The sequence below is a fragment of the Streptomyces sp. NPDC058045 genome (assembly GCF_042885635.1).
GTDB lineage: Bacteria > Actinomycetota > Actinomycetes > Streptomycetales > Streptomycetaceae > Streptomyces.
The window spans coordinates 84,981-104,639 of record NZ_JBHVRR010000008.1 but is presented as its reverse complement, the minus strand read 5'-3'; the positions used below and the strand labels follow the sequence as shown (position 1 = coordinate 104,639).

Annotated in this window: 18 protein-coding genes; 8 read left to right on the top strand and 10 right to left on the bottom strand. The window is 71.1% G+C overall.

Going from position 1 to position 19,659, the window contains the following annotated elements:
- Positions 1-10: 10 nt before the first annotated feature.
- Positions 11-772, top strand: coding sequence for a thioesterase II family protein (locus ACFVST_RS07775; protein ID WP_390147910.1), 762 nt, complete (start codon positions 11-13; stop codon positions 770-772).
- 301 nt (positions 773-1,073) lie between these two features.
- Positions 1,074-1,793, top strand: a complete 720-nt coding sequence (locus ACFVST_RS07770; protein ID WP_390147909.1) for a hypothetical protein — start codon at positions 1,074-1,076, stop codon at positions 1,791-1,793.
- Between the two features lie 75 nt (positions 1,794-1,868).
- Here the strand turns inward: ACFVST_RS07770 and mmsA are convergent, their stop codons facing one another.
- From mmsA to iolB, 3 genes are read right to left on the bottom strand one after another with little or no spacing between them, the layout of a single operon-like run.
- Complete coding sequence (gene mmsA / locus ACFVST_RS07765) at positions 1,869-3,371, bottom strand: CoA-acylating methylmalonate-semialdehyde dehydrogenase (protein ID WP_390147908.1); 1,503 nt, start codon at positions 3,369-3,371, stop codon at positions 1,869-1,871.
- A gap of 29 nt (positions 3,372-3,400) precedes the next feature.
- Positions 3,401-5,275 carry a 3D-(3,5/4)-trihydroxycyclohexane-1,2-dione acylhydrolase (decyclizing) gene (gene iolD, locus ACFVST_RS07760; RefSeq protein WP_390147907.1) on the bottom strand — a complete coding sequence of 625 codons (1,875 nt, stop codon included), beginning with the start codon at positions 5,273-5,275 and terminating at the stop codon, positions 3,401-3,403.
- 17 nt (positions 5,276-5,292) lie between these two features.
- On the bottom strand, positions 5,293-6,105 hold the full coding sequence (gene iolB / locus ACFVST_RS07755; protein ID WP_390147906.1) for a 5-deoxy-glucuronate isomerase: 813 nt from the start codon (positions 6,103-6,105) through the stop codon (positions 5,293-5,295).
- A 223-nt stretch (positions 6,106-6,328) separates the two neighbouring features.
- Between iolB and ACFVST_RS07750 the strand changes: the two genes are divergently transcribed.
- Both ACFVST_RS07750 and ACFVST_RS07745 read left to right on the top strand, forming a co-directional pair.
- Positions 6,329-6,523, top strand: coding sequence for a helix-turn-helix transcriptional regulator (locus ACFVST_RS07750; protein WP_390147905.1), 195 nt, complete (start codon positions 6,329-6,331; stop codon positions 6,521-6,523).
- Positions 6,524-6,610: 87 nt separating this feature from the next.
- A complete protein-coding gene (locus ACFVST_RS07745; RefSeq protein ID WP_390147904.1) occupies positions 6,611-7,228 on the top strand; it encodes a GNAT family N-acetyltransferase in 618 nt (205 codons plus the stop codon).
- Here the strand turns inward: ACFVST_RS07745 and ACFVST_RS07740 are convergent.
- Positions 7,209-8,246: a zinc-dependent alcohol dehydrogenase family protein gene (locus ACFVST_RS07740; RefSeq protein WP_390147903.1), complete on the bottom strand. Its 1,038-nt coding sequence runs from the start codon at positions 8,244-8,246 to the stop codon at positions 7,209-7,211. The two genes, ACFVST_RS07745 and ACFVST_RS07740, sit on opposite strands and share 20 nt — an antisense overlap.
- A gap of 130 nt (positions 8,247-8,376) precedes the next feature.
- Here ACFVST_RS07740 and ACFVST_RS07735 point away from each other — a divergent pair, with 130 nt between their 5' ends.
- Together ACFVST_RS07735 and ACFVST_RS07730 are read left to right on the top strand one after the other, a co-directional pair.
- On the top strand, positions 8,377-8,703 hold the full coding sequence (locus ACFVST_RS07735) for a heavy-metal-associated domain-containing protein (RefSeq protein ID WP_390147901.1): 327 nt from the start codon (positions 8,377-8,379) through the stop codon (positions 8,701-8,703).
- A gap of 94 nt (positions 8,704-8,797) precedes the next feature.
- Positions 8,798-11,095, top strand: a complete 2,298-nt coding sequence (locus ACFVST_RS07730; RefSeq protein WP_390147899.1) for a heavy metal translocating P-type ATPase — start codon at positions 8,798-8,800, stop codon at positions 11,093-11,095.
- A gap of 577 nt (positions 11,096-11,672) precedes the next feature.
- On the opposite strand, the gene ACFVST_RS07725 is transcribed toward ACFVST_RS07730, so the two are convergent.
- Both ACFVST_RS07725 and ACFVST_RS07720 read right to left on the bottom strand, forming a co-directional pair.
- Positions 11,673-12,983, bottom strand: a complete 1,311-nt coding sequence (locus tag ACFVST_RS07725) for a citrate synthase (protein WP_390147897.1) — start codon at positions 12,981-12,983, stop codon at positions 11,673-11,675.
- A 185-nt stretch (positions 12,984-13,168) separates the two neighbouring features.
- Positions 13,169-15,490, bottom strand: a complete 2,322-nt coding sequence (locus ACFVST_RS07720; RefSeq protein ID WP_390147895.1) for an ATP-dependent RecD-like DNA helicase — start codon at positions 15,488-15,490, stop codon at positions 13,169-13,171.
- A 196-nt stretch (positions 15,491-15,686) separates the two neighbouring features.
- Between ACFVST_RS07720 and ACFVST_RS07715 the strand changes: the two genes are divergently transcribed.
- Positions 15,687-16,160, top strand: a complete 474-nt coding sequence (locus tag ACFVST_RS07715) for a hypothetical protein (RefSeq protein ID WP_390147894.1) — start codon at positions 15,687-15,689, stop codon at positions 16,158-16,160.
- A 65-nt stretch (positions 16,161-16,225) separates the two neighbouring features.
- Here the strand turns inward: ACFVST_RS07715 and ACFVST_RS07710 are convergent, their stop codons facing one another.
- The 3 genes from ACFVST_RS07710 to ACFVST_RS07700 all read right to left on the bottom strand — a co-directional run bounded on the left by ACFVST_RS07710 (position 16,226) and on the right by ACFVST_RS07700 (position 17,668).
- A complete protein-coding gene (locus tag ACFVST_RS07710; protein ID WP_390147892.1) occupies positions 16,226-16,477 on the bottom strand; it encodes a DUF397 domain-containing protein in 252 nt (83 codons plus the stop codon).
- 118 nt (positions 16,478-16,595) lie between these two features.
- Positions 16,596-16,847 (bottom strand): DUF397 domain-containing protein, encoded by a 252-nt coding sequence (locus ACFVST_RS07705; RefSeq protein WP_390147890.1) that lies wholly within the window; start codon positions 16,845-16,847, stop codon positions 16,596-16,598.
- A complete protein-coding gene (locus ACFVST_RS07700; RefSeq protein ID WP_390147889.1) occupies positions 16,844-17,668 on the bottom strand; it encodes a helix-turn-helix domain-containing protein in 825 nt (274 codons plus the stop codon). The genes ACFVST_RS07705 and ACFVST_RS07700 overlap by 4 nt, the downstream gene beginning before the upstream one ends.
- Positions 17,669-17,829: 161 nt before the next feature.
- Here ACFVST_RS07700 and ACFVST_RS07695 point away from each other — a divergent pair, with 161 nt between their 5' ends.
- Positions 17,830-18,273: an ATP-binding protein gene (locus ACFVST_RS07695; RefSeq protein ID WP_390147887.1), complete on the top strand. Its 444-nt coding sequence runs from the start codon at positions 17,830-17,832 to the stop codon at positions 18,271-18,273.
- A gap of 30 nt (positions 18,274-18,303) precedes the next feature.
- Here the strand turns inward: ACFVST_RS07695 and ACFVST_RS07690 are convergent, their stop codons facing one another.
- Positions 18,304-19,590, bottom strand: a complete 1,287-nt coding sequence (locus ACFVST_RS07690; protein ID WP_390147885.1) for an FG-GAP-like repeat-containing protein — start codon at positions 19,588-19,590, stop codon at positions 18,304-18,306.
- Positions 19,591-19,659 lie beyond the last annotated feature (69 nt).

Below are 19,659 nucleotides of genomic sequence, written 5' to 3'. Positions count from 1 at the left end.
GGAACACCGCATGACGACTCCGGCGACAGGCCGAAGCAACTGGCTGCGCAGTTTCCACCCCGCCCCGCAGGCACCGGTGCGCCTGGTGTGCTTCCCGCACGCGGGAGGCTCGGCCAGTTACTACTTCCCCTTCTCCGCGGCGCTCTCCCCCCGCGTCGACACCGTGTCCGTGCAGTACCCGGGCCGGCAGGACCGGCGGAACGAGCCGCTGGTGGGCGACCTCGGGCAGCTCGCCGACCTGATCGAGGCCGAGCTGCGCGCCTCGGGCGACTCCCGCCCGGTCGCCTTCTTCGGGCACAGCATGGGGGCGACGGTCGCCTTCGAGGTGGCCCGGCGGATGGCGGAGCGCGGCACCCCGGGGCCGGTGCACCTCTTCGCCTCCGGCCGCCGCGCACCGAGCAGGATCCGCGCGGACGACGTCCACCTGCGCGGCGACACCGGGCTGAAGGAGGAGCTGCACCTCCTCGGCGGCACGGCGGGCGGCTGGCTGGAGGACGAGGACCTGCTGGCGATGGTGCTGCCCGTCATCCGCAACGACTACCGGGCCGCTGAGCTGTACCGGGCCGAGGCCGGTGCCACCGTGAGCGCCCCGCTCACCGTCCTCACCGGCGACAGCGACCCGCGGACCACCGCGCAGGAGGCGGCGGCCTGGCGGGAGCACACCACCGGCGCCTTCGCCCTGCACACCTTCCCCGGCGGGCACTTCTTCCTGGAGCGGCACCAGGCCGAGATCACCGCCCTCGTCGCCGGGACCCTGGCCGAGGACGGGTGACAACCGCGGACCGGCGGGCGGCCGCGCAGCCGGTCCTCCAGTACGGCGGGTGAGACGCGCTTTCGAGGGCCTCGCCGCCGTCCGCGATCCGTACCGCCGTGCCGGGCACCGGTGGGCGGCTTTCGTCGCCGGAACGCGCACTCCGAAGTCGGCTCACCGACAGCGCCCCACTCCGGTGGCCGTACGCCAGACGCCGCACTGAGCTGGTCGATGTCCGGTTCGTGGGTTCAAGTGGCTGCTGACGGTCCCGCCGAGGGGCCGCACCGACGAGGTGACGCAGTACGTACCGGAGGAACCTGGCATGAGCAAGAAAATCGCACGGCCCGCCGCGGCGGCAGCGCTGCTCGCCCTGGTCGCCGCCACGGCGGGCGGATGTGCGGGCAACGACACGGAGAAGACCACCTCCCACGCACGCGCGGCGGACGAGGCCGTCAAGAGCTCCCCGAGCCCGACCGGGGCATCCCCGACCTCCACCGCCGGCGGCATGATGATGCCGGAGAAGATCATGACGGCCCAGGCGGACGGCCTGGGCAAGATCCTGGTCGACGGCAACGGCCGCACGCTGTACCTGTTCCAGAAGGACACCAGCGACAAGTCGACCTGCGAGGGCACCTGTGCCGCGCAGTGGCCGCCGGCCATCATCGGCAAGGGCGGCGCCACCGGCTCCCCCACGGGATCTCCCACCGGCTCCCCGACGGACACGGCGACCAAGTCCGCCTCGCCGAAGACGTCCCCGACCGGCTCCCCCTCCAAGGGCGCCTCCCCGTCCGCGGGCACCGGGGTCGACCAGTCCAAGCTGGGCACCACCACCCGCCCCGACGGGACCAAGCAGGTCACGTACAACAAGCACCCGCTGTACTTCTTCTTCAAGGACGCCGCGCCCGGCGACGTCAACGGGCAGGGCCTGACCGCCTTCGGCGCCAAGTGGTACGTGCTGGACGCCAAGGGCAACGCCGTCACCAAGTCGGCGAGCGGCAGCCCCAGCGGCAGCCCGAGCAAGACCGGCGGCGGTGGCTACTAGAGCCCGCCCCCCGTCCCGTCCCGCCGCCGGCCACCGCCTCTCCCCGGAGAGTGCGGTGGCCGGCGGCGTGGGCGCTCAGTGGTTGCGCGGGAAGCCCAGGTCGACTCCGGCGGGGGCGTCCGCCGGGTCGGGCCAGCGGGTCGTGACGACCTTGCCCCGGGTGTAGAAGTGGGTGCCGTCGTTGCCGTAGATGTGGTGGTCGCCGAAGAGGGAGTCCTTCCAGCCGCCGAAGGAGTGGTAGCCCACGGGCACCGGGATCGGCACGTTCACGCCCACCATCCCGGCCTGCACCTCCAGTTGGAAGCGGCGGGCGGCGCCGCCGTCCCGGGTGAAGATCGCGGTGCCGTTGCCGAACGGCGAGGCGTTCATCAGCGCCACGCCCTCCTCGTAGGTGTCGACCCGCAGCACGCACAGCACCGGGCCGAAGATCTCGTCCCGGTAGGCCTTCGCCGTGGTCGGCACCCGGTCCAGCAGGGACAGGCCGATCCAGTGGCCGTTCTCATGGCCCTCGACGGTGTACCCGGTACCGTCCAGGACGACCTCGCAGCCGTCCTCCGCCGCGCCCCGCACATACGAGGCCACCTTGTCCCGGTGGGCGGCGGTGATCAGCGGGCCCATCTCCGACTCCGGGTCGGTGCCGGGGCCGATCCTGACCTTCCCGGCCCGCTCCTTGATCCTGGCGACCAGATCGTCGCCGACCGACCCCACCGCGACCACCGCGGAGATCGCCATGCACCGCTCGCCCGCCGAACCGTAGGCCGCGGACACCGCGGCGTCCGCGGCCGCGTCCAGATCGGCGTCCGGCAGCACCAGCATGTGGTTCTTGGCGCCGCCGAGGGCCTGCACCCGCTTGCCGTGGGCGGAGGCCGTGGTGTGGATATGGCGGGCGATGGGGGTGGAGCCCACGAAGGACACCGCGGCCACATCCGGGTGCTCCAGCAGCCGGTCCACCGCGGTCCGGTCACCGTTGACGACGTTGAACACCCCGTCCGGCAGGCCCGCTTCGGAGAGCAGCTCCGCGACCCGCATCGCGGCCGAGGGGTCCTTCTCGCTGGGCTTGAGCACGAAGGTGTTGCCGCAGGCGATGGCGATGGGGAACATCCACATCGGCACCATCGCCGGGAAGTTGAACGGGGTGATGCCCGCGACGACGCCCAGCGGCTGCCGGATGGAGGCCACGTCCACCCGGGTGGAGACCTCGGTGGACAGCTCGCCCTTCAACTGGCCCGGGATCGAGCACGCCAGCTCCACCACCTCAAGGCCGCGGGCCACCTCGCCCAGCGCGTCCGAGTGGACCTTGCCGTGCTCGGCGGTGATCAGCGCCGCGATCTCGTCCCGGTGCGCGTCCAGCAGGGTGCGGAAGCGGAACAGGACCGCGGTGCGCTGCGCGAGGGAGGTGGTGCCCCAGGTCGCGGACGCCTCCCGGGCGGCGGCGACCGCCGCGTCCACCTCGTCCCGGTCCGCGAACGCGACCTGTGTGGTGACCTCCCCGGTCGCCGGATCGGTGACCGGGCCGAACGTGCCCGAGGCCCCCTCGGCGGGCTTCCCGCCGATCCAGTGGTTGACGGTCCTGGTCATAACAGCGACTCCCGAATCTCGACAGGTCCCTACAGATGGCGGCGGATCCTCGCAGCGTGCCGGTCGTACTCCTCGCGTGCCCTGACCGCGGCAGGACGGGTCGCCGCGGCGGCCACCGGCACATCCCACCACGCCCCCGCGGTGGGCGCTCCCGACACTGTGTCACCCGTTTCGGTCTCCGTGTAGACACAAGTGGGACGCCGCTCCGCTCTCGCCTCCGCCAGTGCTTCCCGCAGGTCACGCACGGTACGGGCGCGCAGTACCCGCATCCCGAGGCTGGCCGCGTTGGCCGCCAGGTCCACCGGCAGCGGCGCCCCCGTGTAGGTGCCGTCGGCCGCCGGGAAGCGGTAGCCGGTGCCGAAGCCCTCGGCGCCCACCGTGCGGGACAGGCCGCCGATGGAGGCGTAGCCGTGGTTCTGCACGATCAACACCTTGAGCGGCAGGCCGAGTTGGACGGCGGTGACGATCTCGGTGGGCATCATCAGATAGGTGCCGTCGCCGACCAGCGCCCACACCGGCCGCTCCGGCGCCGCCAGCAGCACCCCGATCGCGGCCGGGATCTCGTAGCCCATACAGGAGTAGCCGTACTCGACGTGGTACTGGTCGCGGGAGCGGGGGCGCCAGAGGCGGTGCAGGTCGCCGGGGAGGGAGCCGGCCGCGTTGACCACGATGTCGGTGCCGTCGACGACGGAGTCCAGCGCGCCCAGGACCAGCGGCTGGGTGGGGCGCGCCGAGTCGTCGGCGGCGGTGAACGCGGCGTCCACCCGGCGCTCCCAGTCGGCCATGGCGCCGCGGTACTCGGCGGTGTAGGCGGCCGGGACGCGGTGGCCGCGCAGGCCCTCGGTGAGCGCTTCGAGACCGGCGCGGGCATCGGCGACCAGGGGCAGCCCGCCCATCCGGTGGCTCTCGGCGGGCGCCAGATTCAGATTGACGAAGCGGACCGAGGGCTCCTGGAAGAGGGTGCCGGAGGCGGTGGTGAAGTCGGTCCAGCGGGTGCCGGCGCCGATCACCAGGTCGGCGGTGCGGGCGAGTTGCGCGGCGGCGGCGGTGCCGGTGTGGCCGACGGCGCCCACCTGGGACGGGTGGTCGTGGCGCAGGGTGCCCTTGCCGGCCTGGGTGGCGGCGACCGGGATGCCGGTGGCGTCGGCGAACCGCTCCAGCGCGTCCTCGGCTGCGCTGTGCCGCACCCCGCCGCCGGCCACGATCAGCGGGCGGCGCGATTCCCTCACCGCCCTTACGGCGGCGTCCAGTTCGAGCGGGTCCGGTCCCGGCCGGCGCACCGTCCACACCCGCTCCGCGAAGAACTCCGCCGGCCAGTCGTACGCCTCGGCCTGCACATCCTGCGGCAGGGCGAGGGTGACGGCGCCGGTCGCCGCCGGGTCGGCCAGGACCCGCATCGCGGCCAGTGCGGCGGGGATCAGCGCCTCGGGCCGGGTGACGCGGTCGAAGTAGCGGGAGACGGGGCGCAGGCAGTCGTTGACGGAGAGGTCGCCCGCGGCCTCCAAGTCCAGTTGCTGGAGCACCGGTTCGGCGGGGCGGGTGGCGAAGGTGTCACCGGGCAGCAGCAGGACCGGCAGCCGGTTGACGGTGGCGAGGGCGGCGCCGGTGACGAGGTTGGTGGCGCCGGGTCCGATGGAGGTGGTGACGGCCTGCGCCGAGAGCCGGCCGCACTGCCGGGCGTAGCCCACCGCGGCGTGCACCATGGCCTGCTCGTTGCGGCCCTGCCGGAACGGCATCTGGTCCGCGTACTCGACCAGGGCCTGCCCGATCCCGGCGACATTGCCGTGGCCGAAGATGCCCCAGGTGGCGGCGACCAGGCGGTGCCGCTCGCCGTCGCGTTCGGTGAACTGCCGGGCCAGGAAGGCGATCAGGGCCTGGGCGGTGGTGAGCCTGCGGCTGGTCATGGGCGCCCTCCCGGGGGTCATCGGTAGCCGTCCGCGGTGTGGTCGGGGTGGAAGGTGATCCGCCACTCGCGCTCGGGGCCCGGCCCGGCCATCACATTCAGGTAGTACAGGTCGTGGCCGGGCGCCGCGATCGACGGGCCGTGCCAGCCGTCCGGCACCAACACCACGTCCCCGTCCCGGACTTCGGCCAGCAGATCCGCGCCGCCCGGCCGGGACGGGAAGACCCGCTGGTAGCCGAAGCCCCGCGGCCCGTCCGTCTCGTAGTAGTAGATCTCCTCCAACTCGCTCTCCTCGCCCGGCCGTTGGGTGTCGTGCTTGTGCGGCGGATACGAGGACCAGTGCCCGCCGGGGGTGACCACCTCGACGGCGATCAGGGAGTCGCACTCGAAGGCGCCGGCGGCGGCGAAGTTGCGTACCCGGCGGGCGCATTGGCCGCTGCCGCGCTCCTCCACCGGTACCTCCGGCGCGGGGCCGTAGCGGGCGGGGAGTCGACGCTCGCACTTCGCTCCTGCCAGGGCGAAGCGGCCTCCCGCACCGGAGGCGATCTGTGCGTGGGCGTCGCGCGGCAGATAGGCGAAGTCGGTGACTCCGCCGAACACCCCGTCCCTGCCCTGCAGTTCGATGATGCGGCCTTCGGCGTGCACCGTACAACCGCCGTCGAGCGGGAGCACGATCCACTCCTCGTGGCCGGTGCCGAAGGAGTGCAGGCCGCCCGGCGCCAGCTCCAGCACGCGGAGCCGGGGGTGGCGCACGGCGGACTGCCGGGTGTCCACCGCGTAGGGGCCGTCGGAGGCGCTGCCCCGCGGAAGGTGAAGCCTGGGTGCGCTCATACCGGTACTCCTACCCCGTGTGCCGCTTCTGTCACAAACGCCACCTTCTCGTCACACTTGTCCGGGCTCCGCGGGTTCCGTGTCACATGGCGTCGACAGGAGGCAACGGAGATCGTCCGGCCTCGTTTCCCGGGCACAGGCCACATGATCGTCAGCGCCGTGCCCCGGCCCCCGACGGCTCCTGCCGGCCGGCGCCGCGGCACGTCACGGAGAGGTGCCACGTATGAGCGACCGCAGCCTCTGGTCGTACCAGGACATCGCCGCGCACATCAAGGTCCGCCCGGACACGGTGCGTTCGTACCGCAAACACGGTCTGCTGCCACCGCCCGACCATGTGGAGAGCGGCAAGCCGTACTGGTACGCGGACACGGTACGGGCCTGGGTGGCGTCCCGTCCCGGCAACCGCCGCGGCAGATAAGGCAGTTACCCGACACCGAGGGAGCACCACAGGCCGGGCGGCGGAAATCGCGTTGCCCGGCCTGTGGTGCCCCGGCAGGATGCGGGGATGACCGCCGAGCCCCAACCCGCCCCGGGCCGCGCCGACTTCGCCCTGAAGCCCACCTTGACCGGCGAGCGCGCGGTACTGCGGCCGTTCACCGCCGAGGACGCCCCCACCATGGCGCGCATCCTCGCCTACCCGGAGGTCACCCACTTCACCGGCGCCCCCACTCGCCCCCTCACCACCGAGGTCCTGCACTCCTGGTACGCCTCCCGCAGCGAGCAGACCGACCGGCTCGACCTGGCGGTGACGGACCGCACCACCGGCCAACTCCTCGGCGAGAGCGTCCTGTTCGACTGGGACGAGCCCAACCGCTCCTGCACCTTCCGCATCCTCCTCGGCCCGGCCGGACGCGGCCGGGGCGTGGGCACCGAAACCGTCCGCCTCACCCTCGCCCACGCCTTCGGCCACCTCCGGCTCCACCGCGTCCGGCTGGGCGCCTTCGCCTTCAACGAGCGCGCACTGCACGTCTACCGCACAGCCGGTTTCGTCACCGAGCGCGTCCACCGCGAGGCCACCCTGCGCGACGGCACCCCCCACGACGAGGTGACCATGGCCGTGCTGGCCCGGGACTGGGCCGGGCACCAGGGCTACCCCGCCGGGTTCAGCGCCAGGGCTCGATGACGGTGGCCCCGGCTGCGGTCGTCCCGGTGCCCATGCCGGCGAGCGCGGCCGGGGCGGCATCCAGTGCCACCGTGGCGGTGACCAGCCGGTCGGGCCTGAGCACTCCGGAGGCCACCAGTTCCAGCAGTTCCGGGTAGGCGTGGGCGGGCATTCCGTGGCTGCCGAGGAGTTCCAGCTCGTAGGCGACGGCGCGGCCGAGCGGGACCGCCGGGTCCTCGGGCAGCAGGCCGACCTGGATGTGCCGGCCGCGACGGCGCAGGGAGCGGACCGAGGCGGCGCAGGTGGCCGCCGAGCCGAGGGCGTCTAGTGACACATGGGCGCCGCCCCCGGTCGCCTCGGTCACCGCCGCCGCGGTGTCGTGCACGGCGGAGGCGTCGACGCAGACCGCGGCGCCGAACTCGCGGGCCAGGGCGAGCGCCCCCGGTGCGATGTCGACCGCGACCACCCGGGCCCCGGCCGCCGCCGCGATCATCACCGCGGAGAGGCCGACCCCGCCGCACCCGTGCACCGCCACCCACTGCCCCGGCTCCGGCCTGCCCTGCGCGACGACGGCACGGAACGCGGTGGCGAAGCGGCAGCCGAGACCGGCGGCCGTGGTGTACGCCAACTCCTCTGGTACGGCTACCAAGTTGGTGTCGGCGTGGTCCAGCGCCACGTACTGGGCGTAGGAGCCCCAGTGGGTGAAGCCGGGCTGGGTCTGGCGCTCGCAGACCTGCTGCTGTCCGGCGGCGCAGGCCGGGCAGGTGCCGCAGGCGCAGACGAACGGCACGGTGACCCGGGCGCCGGGCCGCCAGCGGGTGACCCGCTCGCCCACCGCCTCGACCACTCCGGCCAGTTCATGCCCGGGGACGTGCGGGAGGGTCACGTCGGGATCGTGGCCCATCCAGGCGTGCCAGTCGCTGCGGCAGAGACCGGTGGCCTCCACGCGGACCACCACGCCGTGCGGTGCGGGCGCCGGGTCGGGCACCTCCCGTACCTCGGCCGGCTCCCCGTACCGCTCGAAGACCACTGCGCGCATCTGTCCCGCCTCTCTCGTTCCGGGTGCCACCCGGCCATCCTTTGATTTATACCCCCTAGGGGTATAGGCTCGATTCTGTCGGAGGCCCCGACTCCGCCATCCCGAGCCGCCTACAACTTACGGAGCAGCCATGACCGCACAGCGCGCCGCCGAGAGCGAACTCCCCCAGGCCCAGTCCACCACCGGCTCCTGCTGCGGTGGCTCCTGCCACTCCGAGGATGCCGCGGCCACGCCGGCCGGGGACGCGGTCACCACGGTGTACCGGGTGTCGGGCATGACCTGCGGGCACTGCGAAGGCGCGGTCCGCAGCGAGCTGTCCGATCTGCCGGGCGTCCAGTCCGTCGAGGCCACCGCCGCCACCGGCGAGGTCACCGTGGTCTCCAAGGCCCCCCTCGACGAGGAGGCGGTACGCGCCGCGGTGGACGAGGCGGGCTACGAGCTCACCGGCCGCGCCTGACACCCTCCCCCGCACTTCCCGACCGGGCCGTACCGCCGCGCGACCGCCGGCCGTACGGCCCGGACCCGTTCTCCCGGAGCACCTGGAGCCGGACATGACGAGCAGCGCCACACAGCACACCCGGACCGGGCCGCCCACTCCGGACGGTGCCGACCCGGCCGCCTCCCGGGTGGAGCTGACCATCGGCGGGATGACCTGCGCCTCCTGTGCCGCCCGGGTGGAGAAGAAGCTCAACCGCATGGACGGGGTGAGCGCCACGGTCAACTACGCCACCGAGAAGGCCCGCATCAGCTACCCCGCAGGGGTAGCGGTCGGGGATCTGATCGCCACCGTGGTCAAGACCGGCTACACCGCCGAGGAACCGGTCACCGGGGAACCGGCCACCGACGAACGGGCGGCGAGCGCGGAGCCGGACGCCGAGTCGGCCTCGCTGCGGCAGCGGCTGCTGGTCTCGGTGGTGCTGGCCGTGCCCGTGGTGCTGCTCGCCATGGTCCCGGCGCTGCAATTCGACAACTGGCAGTGGCTCTCGCTGACGCTGGCCGCGCCCGTCGTCGTCTGGGGCGGCTACCCCTTCCACCGGGCCGCCGCCGCCAGCGCCCGGCACGGTACGGCCACCATGGACACCCTGGTCTCGATCGGCACCCTGGCCGCCTTCGGCTGGTCGCTGTGGGCGCTCTTCCTCGGCGACGCCGGGATGCCGGGGATGCGGCACGGCTTCGATCTGGTCGCCTCCCGCGGGGACGCCTCCTCCACCATCTACCTCGAAGTGGCCGCGGGCGTCGTCGCGTTCATCCTGCTCGGCCGCTATCTGGAGGCCCGCGCCAAGCGCCGCGCGGGCGCCGCCCTGCACGCGCTGCTGGAGCTGGGCGCCAAGGACGTGGCGGTACTGCGGGACGGGCACGAGGTGCGGATCCCGGTGGACCGGCTCGCCGTCGGCGACCACTTCGTGGTGCGGCCCGGGGAGAAGATCGCCACCGACGGCACCGTGGTGTCCGGTACGTCCGCGGTGGACGCCTCGATGCTGACCGGTGAGTCGGTGCCGGTGGATGTGGCGGTGGGCGACGCGGTCACCGGGGCCACCGTGAACGCGGGCGGGCGGCTGGTGGTGGCGGCCACCCGGGTCGGCGCGGACACGCAACTGGCGCGGATGGCACGGCTGGTGGAGGACGCGCAGAGCGGCAAGGCCGAGGTGCAGCGGCTGGCCGACCGCGTCTCGGGGGTCTTCGTACCGGTGGTGCTGCTGCTCGCCGCCGCCACCCTGGTGACGTGGCTGGCGGTCACCGGGGCGACCGCGGCCGCCTTCACCGCGGCCGTCGCGGTACTGATCATCGCCTGCCCGTGCGCGCTGGGGCTGGCCACCCCGACCGCGCTGATGGTGGGCACCGGCCGCGGCGCCCAGCTCGGCATCCTGATCAAGGGCCCCGAGGTGCTGGAGTCGACCCGCCGGGTGGACACCGTCGTCCTCGACAAGACCGGCACCGTGACCACCGGCCGGATGTCCCTCCACGACGTGCTGCCGGTGGAGGCCGAAAACCCTGGCGCGGAACGGGAGTTGCTGCGGCTGGCCGGTGCGCTGGAGCACGCCTCGGAGCACCCGGTGGCGCAGGCGATCGCGGCCGGTGCCGCCGAGCGGGCGGGGGAACTGCCGCAGCCGGAGCACTTCGAGAACGTGCCGGGCCTCGGCGTCCGCGGCACCGTCGAGGGCCATGCCGTACTGGTGGGCCGCGAGCGGCTGCTGACCGAGGCCGGGGTCGCCGTACCGGAGACGCTGGCGGAGGCGAAGCGGGCCGCGGAGGGCGAGGGGCGTACCGCGGTGGCGGTGGCCTGGGACGGGGTGGCGCGCGGGGTGCTGACGGTGGCCGACGCGGTCAAGGAGTCCAGCGCGGAGGCGGTGCGCGAGTTGCGCGCCCTGGGTCTGACGCCGGTCCTGCTCACCGGGGACAACCGCGCGGCCGCCGAGTCGGTGGCGCGGGCCGTGGGCATCGGCGAGGTGATCGCGGAGGTGCTGCCCGAGGAGAAGGTGGCGCAGGTGCGGCGGCTCCGGTCCGAGGGCCGCACGGTGGCGATGGTCGGCGACGGGGTCAACGACGCGGCGGCGCTGGCCACCGCCGATCTGGGCCTGGCGCTGGGCACCGGCACCGACGCCGCCATCGAGGCCGGGGATCTGACCCTGGTACACGGGGATCTGCGGGTCGCGGCGGACGCGATCCGGCTGTCCCGGCGCACCCTCGCCACGATCAGGGGCAATCTCTTCTGGGCCTTCGGCTACAACGTGGCGGCGCTGCCGCTGGCCGCGCTGGGGCTGCTGAATCCGATGATCGCGGGCGCCGCGATGGCGTTCTCCTCGGTCTTCGTGGTCACCAACAGCCTGCGGTTGCGGCGCTTCGAGTGAGTTGCCCGATTACTCCCCCGACCTGCGGCTCCGCCGGGCCCGACCGCAGAAAGAACCTTCGGATGGATATCGTCCACCCCTTCACAAGAAGGGCACAATCTCCTTACTCTGGGTCCGCGATCGCATAGCAGCTCTCGCACCCCTGGGAAGCACCCTCGCAGGAGACGTAGATCACACGAGAGGGTGGGTAACCATCCAAGGGGGTCGTGAGTCTAATAGGCGGTGCCAGGAGCGTCTTGGGGGGCGTTTCTGGATCCAAGGAGAGGTCTTGGGGGGCCTCTCCGCGGTTGTGAGAGCCGGGGCACGTACCAGGGGAGCTTTGAGCGGCCCTCTCAGGTACGGGCCCCGGCCGACCGCAGGACGCAGCGGATGCTGCACCATGGACGCCCGGCCGGATCCCGTGGGGGGAATCCGAACCGGGAAAGGAAAGCGCCCCGTACTGTCGGCCCGTGGGGGGACCGGCAACGGGGCGCTTTCCGCTCTCCAGTGGCCGCTCGCGCAAGCAGAAGTTCCCCGCACTCCGGTGCGGGGTGCGGGGAACTCGGGCCGGGACGGCGGTACTTCTCGGGGTGCCGGCCTAGCGCTGCTCGACCGGGACGAAGTCCCGCTCGACCACGCCGGTGTAGATCTGCCGCGGGCGGCCGATCCGGGAGCCCGGCTCCTTGATCATCTCGTGCCACTGGGCGATCCAGCCCGGGAGCCGGCCCAGCGCGAAGAGCACCGTGAACATCTCGGTCGGGAAGCCCATGGCCCGGTAGATCAGGCCGGTGTAGAAGTCGACGTTGGGGTAGAGCTTCCGCTCCACGAAGTACTCGTCGGCGAGCGCGTGCTCCTCCAGCTTCAGGGCGATGTCCAGCAGCTCGTCGGACTTGCCGAGGGCCGAGAGGACATCGTGCGCCGCCGCCTTGATGATCTTCGCCCGGGGGTCGAAGTTCTTGTAGACGCGGTGCCCGAAGCCCATGAGCTTCACGCCGTCTTCCTTGTTCTTCACCTTGCGGATGAAGGTGTCGACATCGCCGCCGGAGGCCTGGATGCCCTCCAGCATCTCCAGCACCGACTGGTTGGCGCCGCCGTGCAGCGGACCCCAGAGGGCCGAGATGCCGGCGGAGATCGAGGCGAACATATTGGCCTGCGAGGAGCCGACCAGGCGCACCGTGGAGGTGGAGCAGTTCTGCTCGTGGTCCGCGTGCAGGATCAGCAGCTTGTCCAGCGCGGACACCACGACCGGGTCCAGGTCGTACTCGGCGGCCGGCACCGAGAAGGTCATCCGCAGGAAGTTCTCGACGTAGCCGAGGTCGTTGCGCGGGTAGACCACCGGGTGGCCCACGGACTTCTTGTAGGCGTAGGCGGCGATGGTGGGGAGCTTGGCGAGGAGCCGGATCGTCGAGAGGTTGCGCTGCTTCTCGTCGAACGGGTTGTGGCTGTCCTGGTAGAACGTGGACAGCGCGCTGACCACGGAGGACAGCATCGCCATCGGGTGGGCGTCGCGCGGGAAGCCGTCGTAGAAGCGCTTGACGTCCTCGTGCAGCAGCGTGTGCTGGGTGATCTCGTTCTTGAACGCGGCGAGCTCGTCGACGGTCGGCAGCTCCCCGTTGATCAGCAGGTACGCGACCTCCAGGAAGGTGGAGCGCTCGGCCAACTGCTCGATCGGGTAACCGCGGTAGCGCAGGATGCCCTGCTCACCGTCGAGGTAGGTGATGGCGGATTTATAGGCGGCGGTGTTGCCGTAGCCGCTGTCCAGTGTCACCAGACCGGTCTGAGCGCGGAGCTTCCCGATGTCGAAGCCCTTGTCACCGACGGTGCTGTCGATCACCGGGTAGGTGAACTCGCCGTCGCCGTACCGCAGAACTACCGCGTTGTCGCGTTCTTCGCTCACGTCTTCCCTCACCGACGTAGTGCCTCATCTTCGAGGTGCCCTGACTGTCTCTACCATCCCCCATTTGGCTGAGGAGAGTGCACTCGGGGTCGACCATTGGGCCTATCGGCGGCACTCAGTGCCGCCAGTCTGCTCATCCTGCCCCCGTTACCCCGGTTCCGAACAGCCCGTGTGAGGTTTCCGACTCATTTGATCGATCAAAAATCCGGCATGGCCACTGAAGACCGGGCAAGACGGAAATCCAGCCCAGTACATCGCCTTCCGGCCGATACCGTGCGTACCGCTTGTCCGAGTGCCCTGCGGGAGCCGACCAGCACCACCAGTTTTCTGGCCCGGGTCACCGCCGTGTACAGCAGATTGCGCTGGAGCATCATCCAGGCACCCATGGTGACCGGGATCACCACCGCCGGGTACTCGCTGCCCTGGGAGCGGTGGATCGTCATCGCGTACGCGTGGGCCAGCTCGTCCAACTCATCGAAGTCGTACGGCACTTCCTCGTCCTCGTCGGTGCGGACGGTGAGGGTCTGCTCCTCCGGGTCGAGGGCGGTGACGACGCCGACAGTGCCGTTGAAGACGCCGCCCGCGCCCTTCTCGTAGTTGTTGCGGATCTGGGTGACCTTGTCGCCGACGCGGAAGACGCGGCCGCCGAAGCGCTTCTCCGGCAGCTCGGGGCGGCCCGGCGTGATCGCCTGCTGGAGCAGGCCGTTGAGGGTGCCGGCACCCGCCGGGCCGCGGTGCATCGGCGCCAGCACCTGCACATCCCGCCGGGCGTCCAGACCGAACTTCGCCGGGATGCGCCGCGTCGCCACATCGACGGTGAGCCGGCCCGCCTCCTCGGTGTCCTCCTCCACGAAGAGGAAGAAGTCGTCCAGGCCCCGAGTGAGCGGCGGCGTACCGGAGTTGATGCGGTGGGCGTTGGTGACCACGCCGGACTGCTGGGCCTGCCGGAAGATCCGCGTCAGCCGCACCGCGGGCACCGGACTGTCCTCCGCCAGCAGATCGCGCAGCACCTCCCCCGCGCCCACACTGGGCAGTTGGTCCACATCGCCTACGAAAAGCAGATGCGCGCCCTCCGGGACCGCCTTCACCAGCTTGTTGGCCAGCAGCAGATCCAGCATGGACGCCTCGTCCACCACCACCAGGTCGGCGTCCAGGGGCCGTTCACGGTCGTACGAGGCGTCGCCGCCCGGCTTCAGCTCCAGCAGCCGGTGCACCGTGGACGCCTCGGCGCCGGTCAGCTCCGCGAGACGTTTCGCGGCCCGGCCGGTCGGCGCCGCCAGCAGCACCTTCGCCTGCCGGGCCCGCGCCAGCTCCACCACCGAGCGCACCGTGAACGACTTGCCGCAGCCCGGCCCGCCCGTCAGCACCGCCACCTTCTCGGTCAGCGCCAGCCGTACCGCCGCCTCCTGCTCCGGCGCCAACTCGGCCCCGGTACGCCGCGACAGCCAGCCCAGCGCCCGCCCCCAGTCCACCTCCCGGAAGGCGGGCATCCGGTCCTCCCCGGTCCGCAGCAGCGCCCGCACCCGCCCCGACAGCGACAACTCGGCCCGGTGGAACGGCACCAGATACACCGCCGTCACCGGCTCCCCGCCGTCCGGCCCCGGCACCGTCTCCCGCACCACACCCGGCTCCGTCTCACCGCCGTCGCCGTCGACGCCGGGCGCGGCCAGTTCGCCGAGGCACTCGATGACCAGCCCCGTGTCCACTGCCAGCAGCTTCACCGCGTCCGAGATCAGACGCTCCTCCGGCAGAAAGCAGTGGCCCTGGTCGGTGGACTGCGAAAGGGCGTACTGGAGACCGGCCTTGACGCGCTCCGGGCTGTCGTGCGGGATGCCGACGGACTGGGCGATCTTGTCGGCGGTGAGGAAGCCGATGCCCCAGACGTCGGCGGCGAGACGGTACGGCTGGTTCCGCACCACGGAGATGGAGGCGTCGCCGTACTTCTTGTAGATGCGGACGGCGATGGAGGTGGACACCTCCACGGTCTGGAGGAAGAGCATGACCTCCTTGATCGCCTTCTGCTCCTCCCAGGCCTCGGCGATCTTCCCCGTCCGCTTCGGCCCCAGCCCCGGCACCTCGATCAGGCGCTTCGGCTCCTCCTCGATGATCCGCAGGGTGTCCAGACCGAAGTGCCGGGTGATCCGGTCCGCGAACACCGGCCCGATGCCCTTCACCAGCCCCGAACCGAGATAGCGGCGGATGCCCTGCACGGTCGCCGGCAGCACCGTCGTGTAGTTCTCCACCGTGAACTGCTTGCCGTACTGCGGGTGCGAGCCCCAACGCCCCTCCATCCGCAGCGACTCCCCGACCTGCGCCCCCAGCAGCGCCCCCACGACCGTCAGCAGATCACCCGCACCACGGCCGGTGTCCACCCGCGCCACCGTCCAGCCGTTCTCCTCATTGGCATACGTGATCCGTTCGAGCACACCCTCCACCACGGCAAGCCGGGGCGCCTGCGCTTCCGCTTGCGCTTGCTGATGCCGGTGCTGGTGCTGGTGCTGGTGCTGGGACGGGGACATACGCCGACGGTACCGCCGGGGACCGACAGGGGTGGGGGGTGGCTGACGGGGTGGGCCGGGGGGTGCTTCGGGCTGCGGTCAACTCGCCTCGTCCGCCGGTAAGTTGGGGGATGATTCTCGCGAATCGCGCCCGGAGGTGACGCAGGATGACAGTCACGACGTTCGAGGCCCCCACCGGCAGAACCAGGAGTGCGCTGTGAAACGTCGACGCCTCTTGGCCGTGCCGGCCGTGCTCGCCGCCCTGGTTGTCGCATCCGGCTGCTCGTCCCCTGACGACAAGGACGACAAGGCCGCGCCCTCACGTTCGGCGTCCCCCGACGGGGCCCGCGACGCCGTCCGGGCCTACGTGGACGCACTGAACTCCCGCAGTGCCACCGACCTGATCAACGTGGGTGGTGTGAAGGACGCGGAGTGGTCCCGGCGGGAAGCCGCGCGGATCCTCACGGACCGGGGCGGGCGCGGATGGAAGATCAAGGACGTGCAGATCGAGCACGACATGGGCCCCGACACCGGCTCGGCCCGCCTCGTCGCCGAGGACAAGACGGGCAAGCCGATGCGGGACACCTTCACCGTGACGCGGCAGAAGGGCACGTGGCACATCGTGGTCTTCACCCACCAGCCGACAGAGCCGGGCAAGGAACCGGCCTCCACCGACAAGCCTGGTTCCTGACACGGCAGTTGGGCGGCGTGCGCCGGACACTCGGTGCCGCGCCGCCCACTGCCGTAGGGGCTGGCTTACACGTGGTCGGTGGCGAAGCCTACGAAGGCGGACCAGGTGGCTGAGTCGAGGGTCAGCTCGCCCTTGGCGGGGTCCTTGGAGTCGCGGAGGTGGACGGAGGCGGGGGAACTGGCGGCCACCTCAACGCAGTTGTCGCCGCCACTGCCGCTGTAGCTGCTCTTCTGCCAACCGACACCCACTTCGAGGCATTCGCCGCCGCCACCGCCGCTGTAGCTGCTCTTGAACCATGCCAGTTGGCCGGTGCTCATAGGGCTCCTCGCATCGGTGGCCGTATGCCTCGGGCTTCCAGCGTCCCATCAGAAAACCCCCTCGGCCATGGCGCCTCCGTTCAGGCGGAGTGGTCAAGGGGGTGATTCGACCTACGACTTACGCCTGGTCGGCGGCGAACCCTATGAAGGCGGACCAGGTGGTTGGGCCGAGGGCCAGCTCGCCCTTGGCGGGATCCTTCGAGTCGCGGAGGTGGACGGAAGTGGGTGAATTCGTTGCCACCTCAATGCAGTTGTCGCCCTCAGTCCCGCTGTAGCTGCTCTTGAACCATTCCAAGGCGACCTGGACGCAGTTGTCGCCCTGCGTGCCGCTGTACGTGCTGGTGAACCAGGCCAGCCTGGTGCCGGTCATAGCGCTCCTCGCATCTCCCTCAGCAGGCTCACCGTCGCATCCTCTGCGAGAGCCTGCGAACGCATCATTCCATAGCGTTGTTGAAGAGCGCTGATGTCCTTCGAGCTACGGATCAGGGCACTACTCTGCTGGCCTTCGAAGTAACCGAACCACTCGTTGTCAGACGTCTCCGCCAGGTACAACGGGCCGTCGAGACCGGCATGGTTGGGCTGACGCAGCGGCATGATCTGAAGGTGCACATGGCGCAAGTGCGCCCGGTCAAGCAGATGGTCGATCAAGTCCCGCGTCACTTCGTCGCCACCGGTCCGCCTCTCGATCACTGCCTGCTCGATGATGAAACCGAAGTCGACTCCTTGCTGTTCCACCAAGATTCGCTGCCGGTCGAGACGTGCCTCAACCAGCCCCTCCAGTTGCTCATCTGGCAATGGTGGCAGGCTACTTGCGAACGCGGCCCGGATATACGGCTCCGGCTGCAACAGCCCTGGAATCACCCGGCATTCGTAGGCGTACAGCGATACCGCGTCCTCCTCCACCCCCGCCCACTGCTGGAACCAGGACGCCAGCCCCCGCCGCCGCGTCAAGTGCCGTGCCGCCGCCCGCAGTACGTGTGGCGCGTCCAAAATCACGCCCGCCTGGTCGATGAACCGTTGGGGCGGATACCGCTTGCCCTGTTCGAACTTGGCGACGTAGTGCGTGGAGTAGCCGGTCTGGGTGGCCAACTCCTCCTGGGTCAAGCCCGCTTGTTCTCTTAACGCCTTGAGTACCGCGCCGAAGCACTTCAGGCTCTCCGACTCTCCGGGCTCGCCACCGTCGTCCGCCACGCCCGTAACCTTCCGTTTGTGCACCGGCGTCACAGAACGCCGCAACCGCTTCCAGGGTCACCGGCCTTGACCCGCCCTGTCCAGCGATTCCACCCGCACAGGCGGATCTGTACCAGTGGCGCCCCTGCTGCCCCCGCCGCCGCTCACCGAAGCTCAAAGACATGACCACTCCCCCTGCGGCGCCCCAACTCGCCGCCCCCCTAGGCACGTTCAGGCAGCAACTGTCCGCGACCTCGCGCGGTGCCCGATTGGCCCGGTTGCTGACCGTGCGGCAGCTCGAACTCTGGGGTCTGCCCTACGACGGTGAGACCTCCGAAGCCGCGGCCCTGGTGGTCGCCGAACTCGCGGCCAACGCGGTGTGCCACGGGCGCGTGGCGGGACGGGACTTCGCGCTCTGTCTCACGCTCGGTGAGGGCACTCTGCGGATCGAGGTCGAGGACGCGCGCGGTGAGTGTGTGCCCGTGCCCCGTACCGATCCGGCGGCCGACTCGGAGACGGGACGCGGGCTGCTCCTGGTCGAAGCCCTCAGTACGGCCTGGGGCACCGGGTCGCGGAACGGTCCCGGCAAGACGGTCTGGGCCGAACTCCCCGCCGCCGTAGGCTGATGGGGGCGGGGAGGGCCGTGGAGCGCCGCGTCAGAGGACGTGCTTGAAGGTGCCGAAGCCGTGGCCGAGCTTCACGGGTGTGCTGAGGCCGTTGCCGTTGTGCGGGTAGTACCAGAGGTCGCCGTTGGCATCGACGCCCAGTACGTCAGCGTGGCCGTCACCGCTGAAGTCGGCGGCCATGACGTGCTTGAAGCTGCCCCAGCCGTTGCCGAGCTTCACGGGTGTGCTGAGGCCGTTGCCGTTGTGGGCGTAGTACCAGAGGTCGCCGTTGGCATCGACACCGAGTACGTCGGCCTGGCCGTCGCCGCTCCAGTCGGCGGCCATGACGTGCTTGAAGGTGCCCCAGCCGTTGCCGATCTTCGCCGGTGTGCTCAGGCCGTTGCCGTTGTGGGGGTAGTACCAGAGGTCGCCCTTGGCGTCGACGCCGAGTACGTCGGCCTGGCCGTCGCCGCTCCAGTCGGCGGCCATCACATGCTTGAACGTGCCCCAGCCGTGGCCGAGTTGGGAGCGGGCCGACAGGCGCATCCCGTTGTTGGGGTAGTACCAGAGGTCGCCGTTTGCGTCGACGCCGAGTACGTCGGCGGCGCCGTCGCCGCTCCAGTCGGCGGCCGTCACCTGCTTGAAGGTGCCCCAGCCGTGGCCGATCTCCACGTTCCCGTTCAACGCGTTGCCGTTGTTGGGGTAGTAGAGCAGCTTGCCGTCTGCGGTGACGCCGAGGACGTCCGCGTGGCCGTCACCGCTGAAGTCGGAGACCGTGTCGGGCCGCACCCGGGCGCGTTCGATCAGTGCGCGGGCGTCCCGTTCCGCCTGGTCGTAGCGGTCGGGGAAGGCCGAGACCTGCACGGCCTGCGCCACCTGGCCCGCCGACCAAGAGGGGTTGGCCGCGGCGACGCGGATGGCGCGGCTGAAGAAGGACTGCGAGGCGTACGCCGCGTTCATGATCTGCTCGGGTGTGCCCCAGCCCTGCGAGGGGCGCTGCTGGAAGACGCCGAGCGAATCGCGGTCACCGCAGTTCAGGTTGTTCATGTTGGACTCGACCAGGCCGGTTTCGAACCCGGCGAGCATGACCCGGGCGTCGGCGCCCAACTGACGGCCGACCCGGTACACGATCTTGGCGACCTCCAGGTCGGGGTTCGCGGGGATCGAGCCGCAGTCCATGGGGACGATGACGTAACTGGGCAGAACGGGGGTCGGCGACGGCGACTGGGGGGCCGCCACCGCGGTCGACGACACGGCGAGAAGAGCCGCCGTGACCAGGACTGTCGCGCCACCGCGACGCAGGCCCGTCCGTCTTGTCCGGGACTTGCTGCTGGGCATCGTTCGCTCCTCTGGCACACCGGCAGATGACGCCGGAACCGTAGACAACAAGCGGCCCGGCTGCATCGG

Coding starts and splice junctions, on each gene's coding strand:
- ACFVST_RS07690 (WP_390147885.1), bottom strand. CDS start 19,590: ATGCCCAGCAGCAAGTCCCGGACAAGACGGACGGGCCTGCGTCGCGGT.
- ACFVST_RS07735 (WP_390147901.1), top strand. CDS start 8,377: ATGACCGCACAGCGCGCCGCCGAGAGCGAACTCCCCCAGGCCCAGTCC.
- ACFVST_RS07705 (WP_390147890.1), bottom strand. CDS start 16,847: ATGACCGGCACCAGGCTGGCCTGGTTCACCAGCACGTACAGCGGCACG.
- ACFVST_RS07695 (WP_390147887.1), top strand. CDS start 17,830: ATGACCACTCCCCCTGCGGCGCCCCAACTCGCCGCCCCCCTAGGCACG.
- ACFVST_RS07770 (WP_390147909.1), top strand. CDS start 1,074: ATGAGCAAGAAAATCGCACGGCCCGCCGCGGCGGCAGCGCTGCTCGCC.
- ACFVST_RS07730 (WP_390147899.1), top strand. CDS start 8,798: ATGACGAGCAGCGCCACACAGCACACCCGGACCGGGCCGCCCACTCCG.
- mmsA (WP_390147908.1), bottom strand. CDS start 3,371: ATGACCAGGACCGTCAACCACTGGATCGGCGGGAAGCCCGCCGAGGGG.
- iolD (WP_390147907.1), bottom strand. CDS start 5,275: ATGACCAGCCGCAGGCTCACCACCGCCCAGGCCCTGATCGCCTTCCTG.
- ACFVST_RS07745 (WP_390147904.1), top strand. CDS start 6,611: ATGACCGCCGAGCCCCAACCCGCCCCGGGCCGCGCCGACTTCGCCCTG.
- ACFVST_RS07740 (WP_390147903.1), bottom strand. CDS start 8,246: ATGCGCGCAGTGGTCTTCGAGCGGTACGGGGAGCCGGCCGAGGTACGG.
- iolB (WP_390147906.1), bottom strand. CDS start 6,105: ATGAGCGCACCCAGGCTTCACCTTCCGCGGGGCAGCGCCTCCGACGGC.
- ACFVST_RS07710 (WP_390147892.1), bottom strand. CDS start 16,477: ATGAGCACCGGCCAACTGGCATGGTTCAAGAGCAGCTACAGCGGCGGT.
- ACFVST_RS07720 (WP_390147895.1), bottom strand. CDS start 15,490: ATGTCCCCGTCCCAGCACCAGCACCAGCACCAGCACCGGCATCAGCAA.
- ACFVST_RS07775 (WP_390147910.1), top strand. CDS start 11: ATGACGACTCCGGCGACAGGCCGAAGCAACTGGCTGCGCAGTTTCCAC.
- ACFVST_RS07750 (WP_390147905.1), top strand. CDS start 6,329: ATGAGCGACCGCAGCCTCTGGTCGTACCAGGACATCGCCGCGCACATC.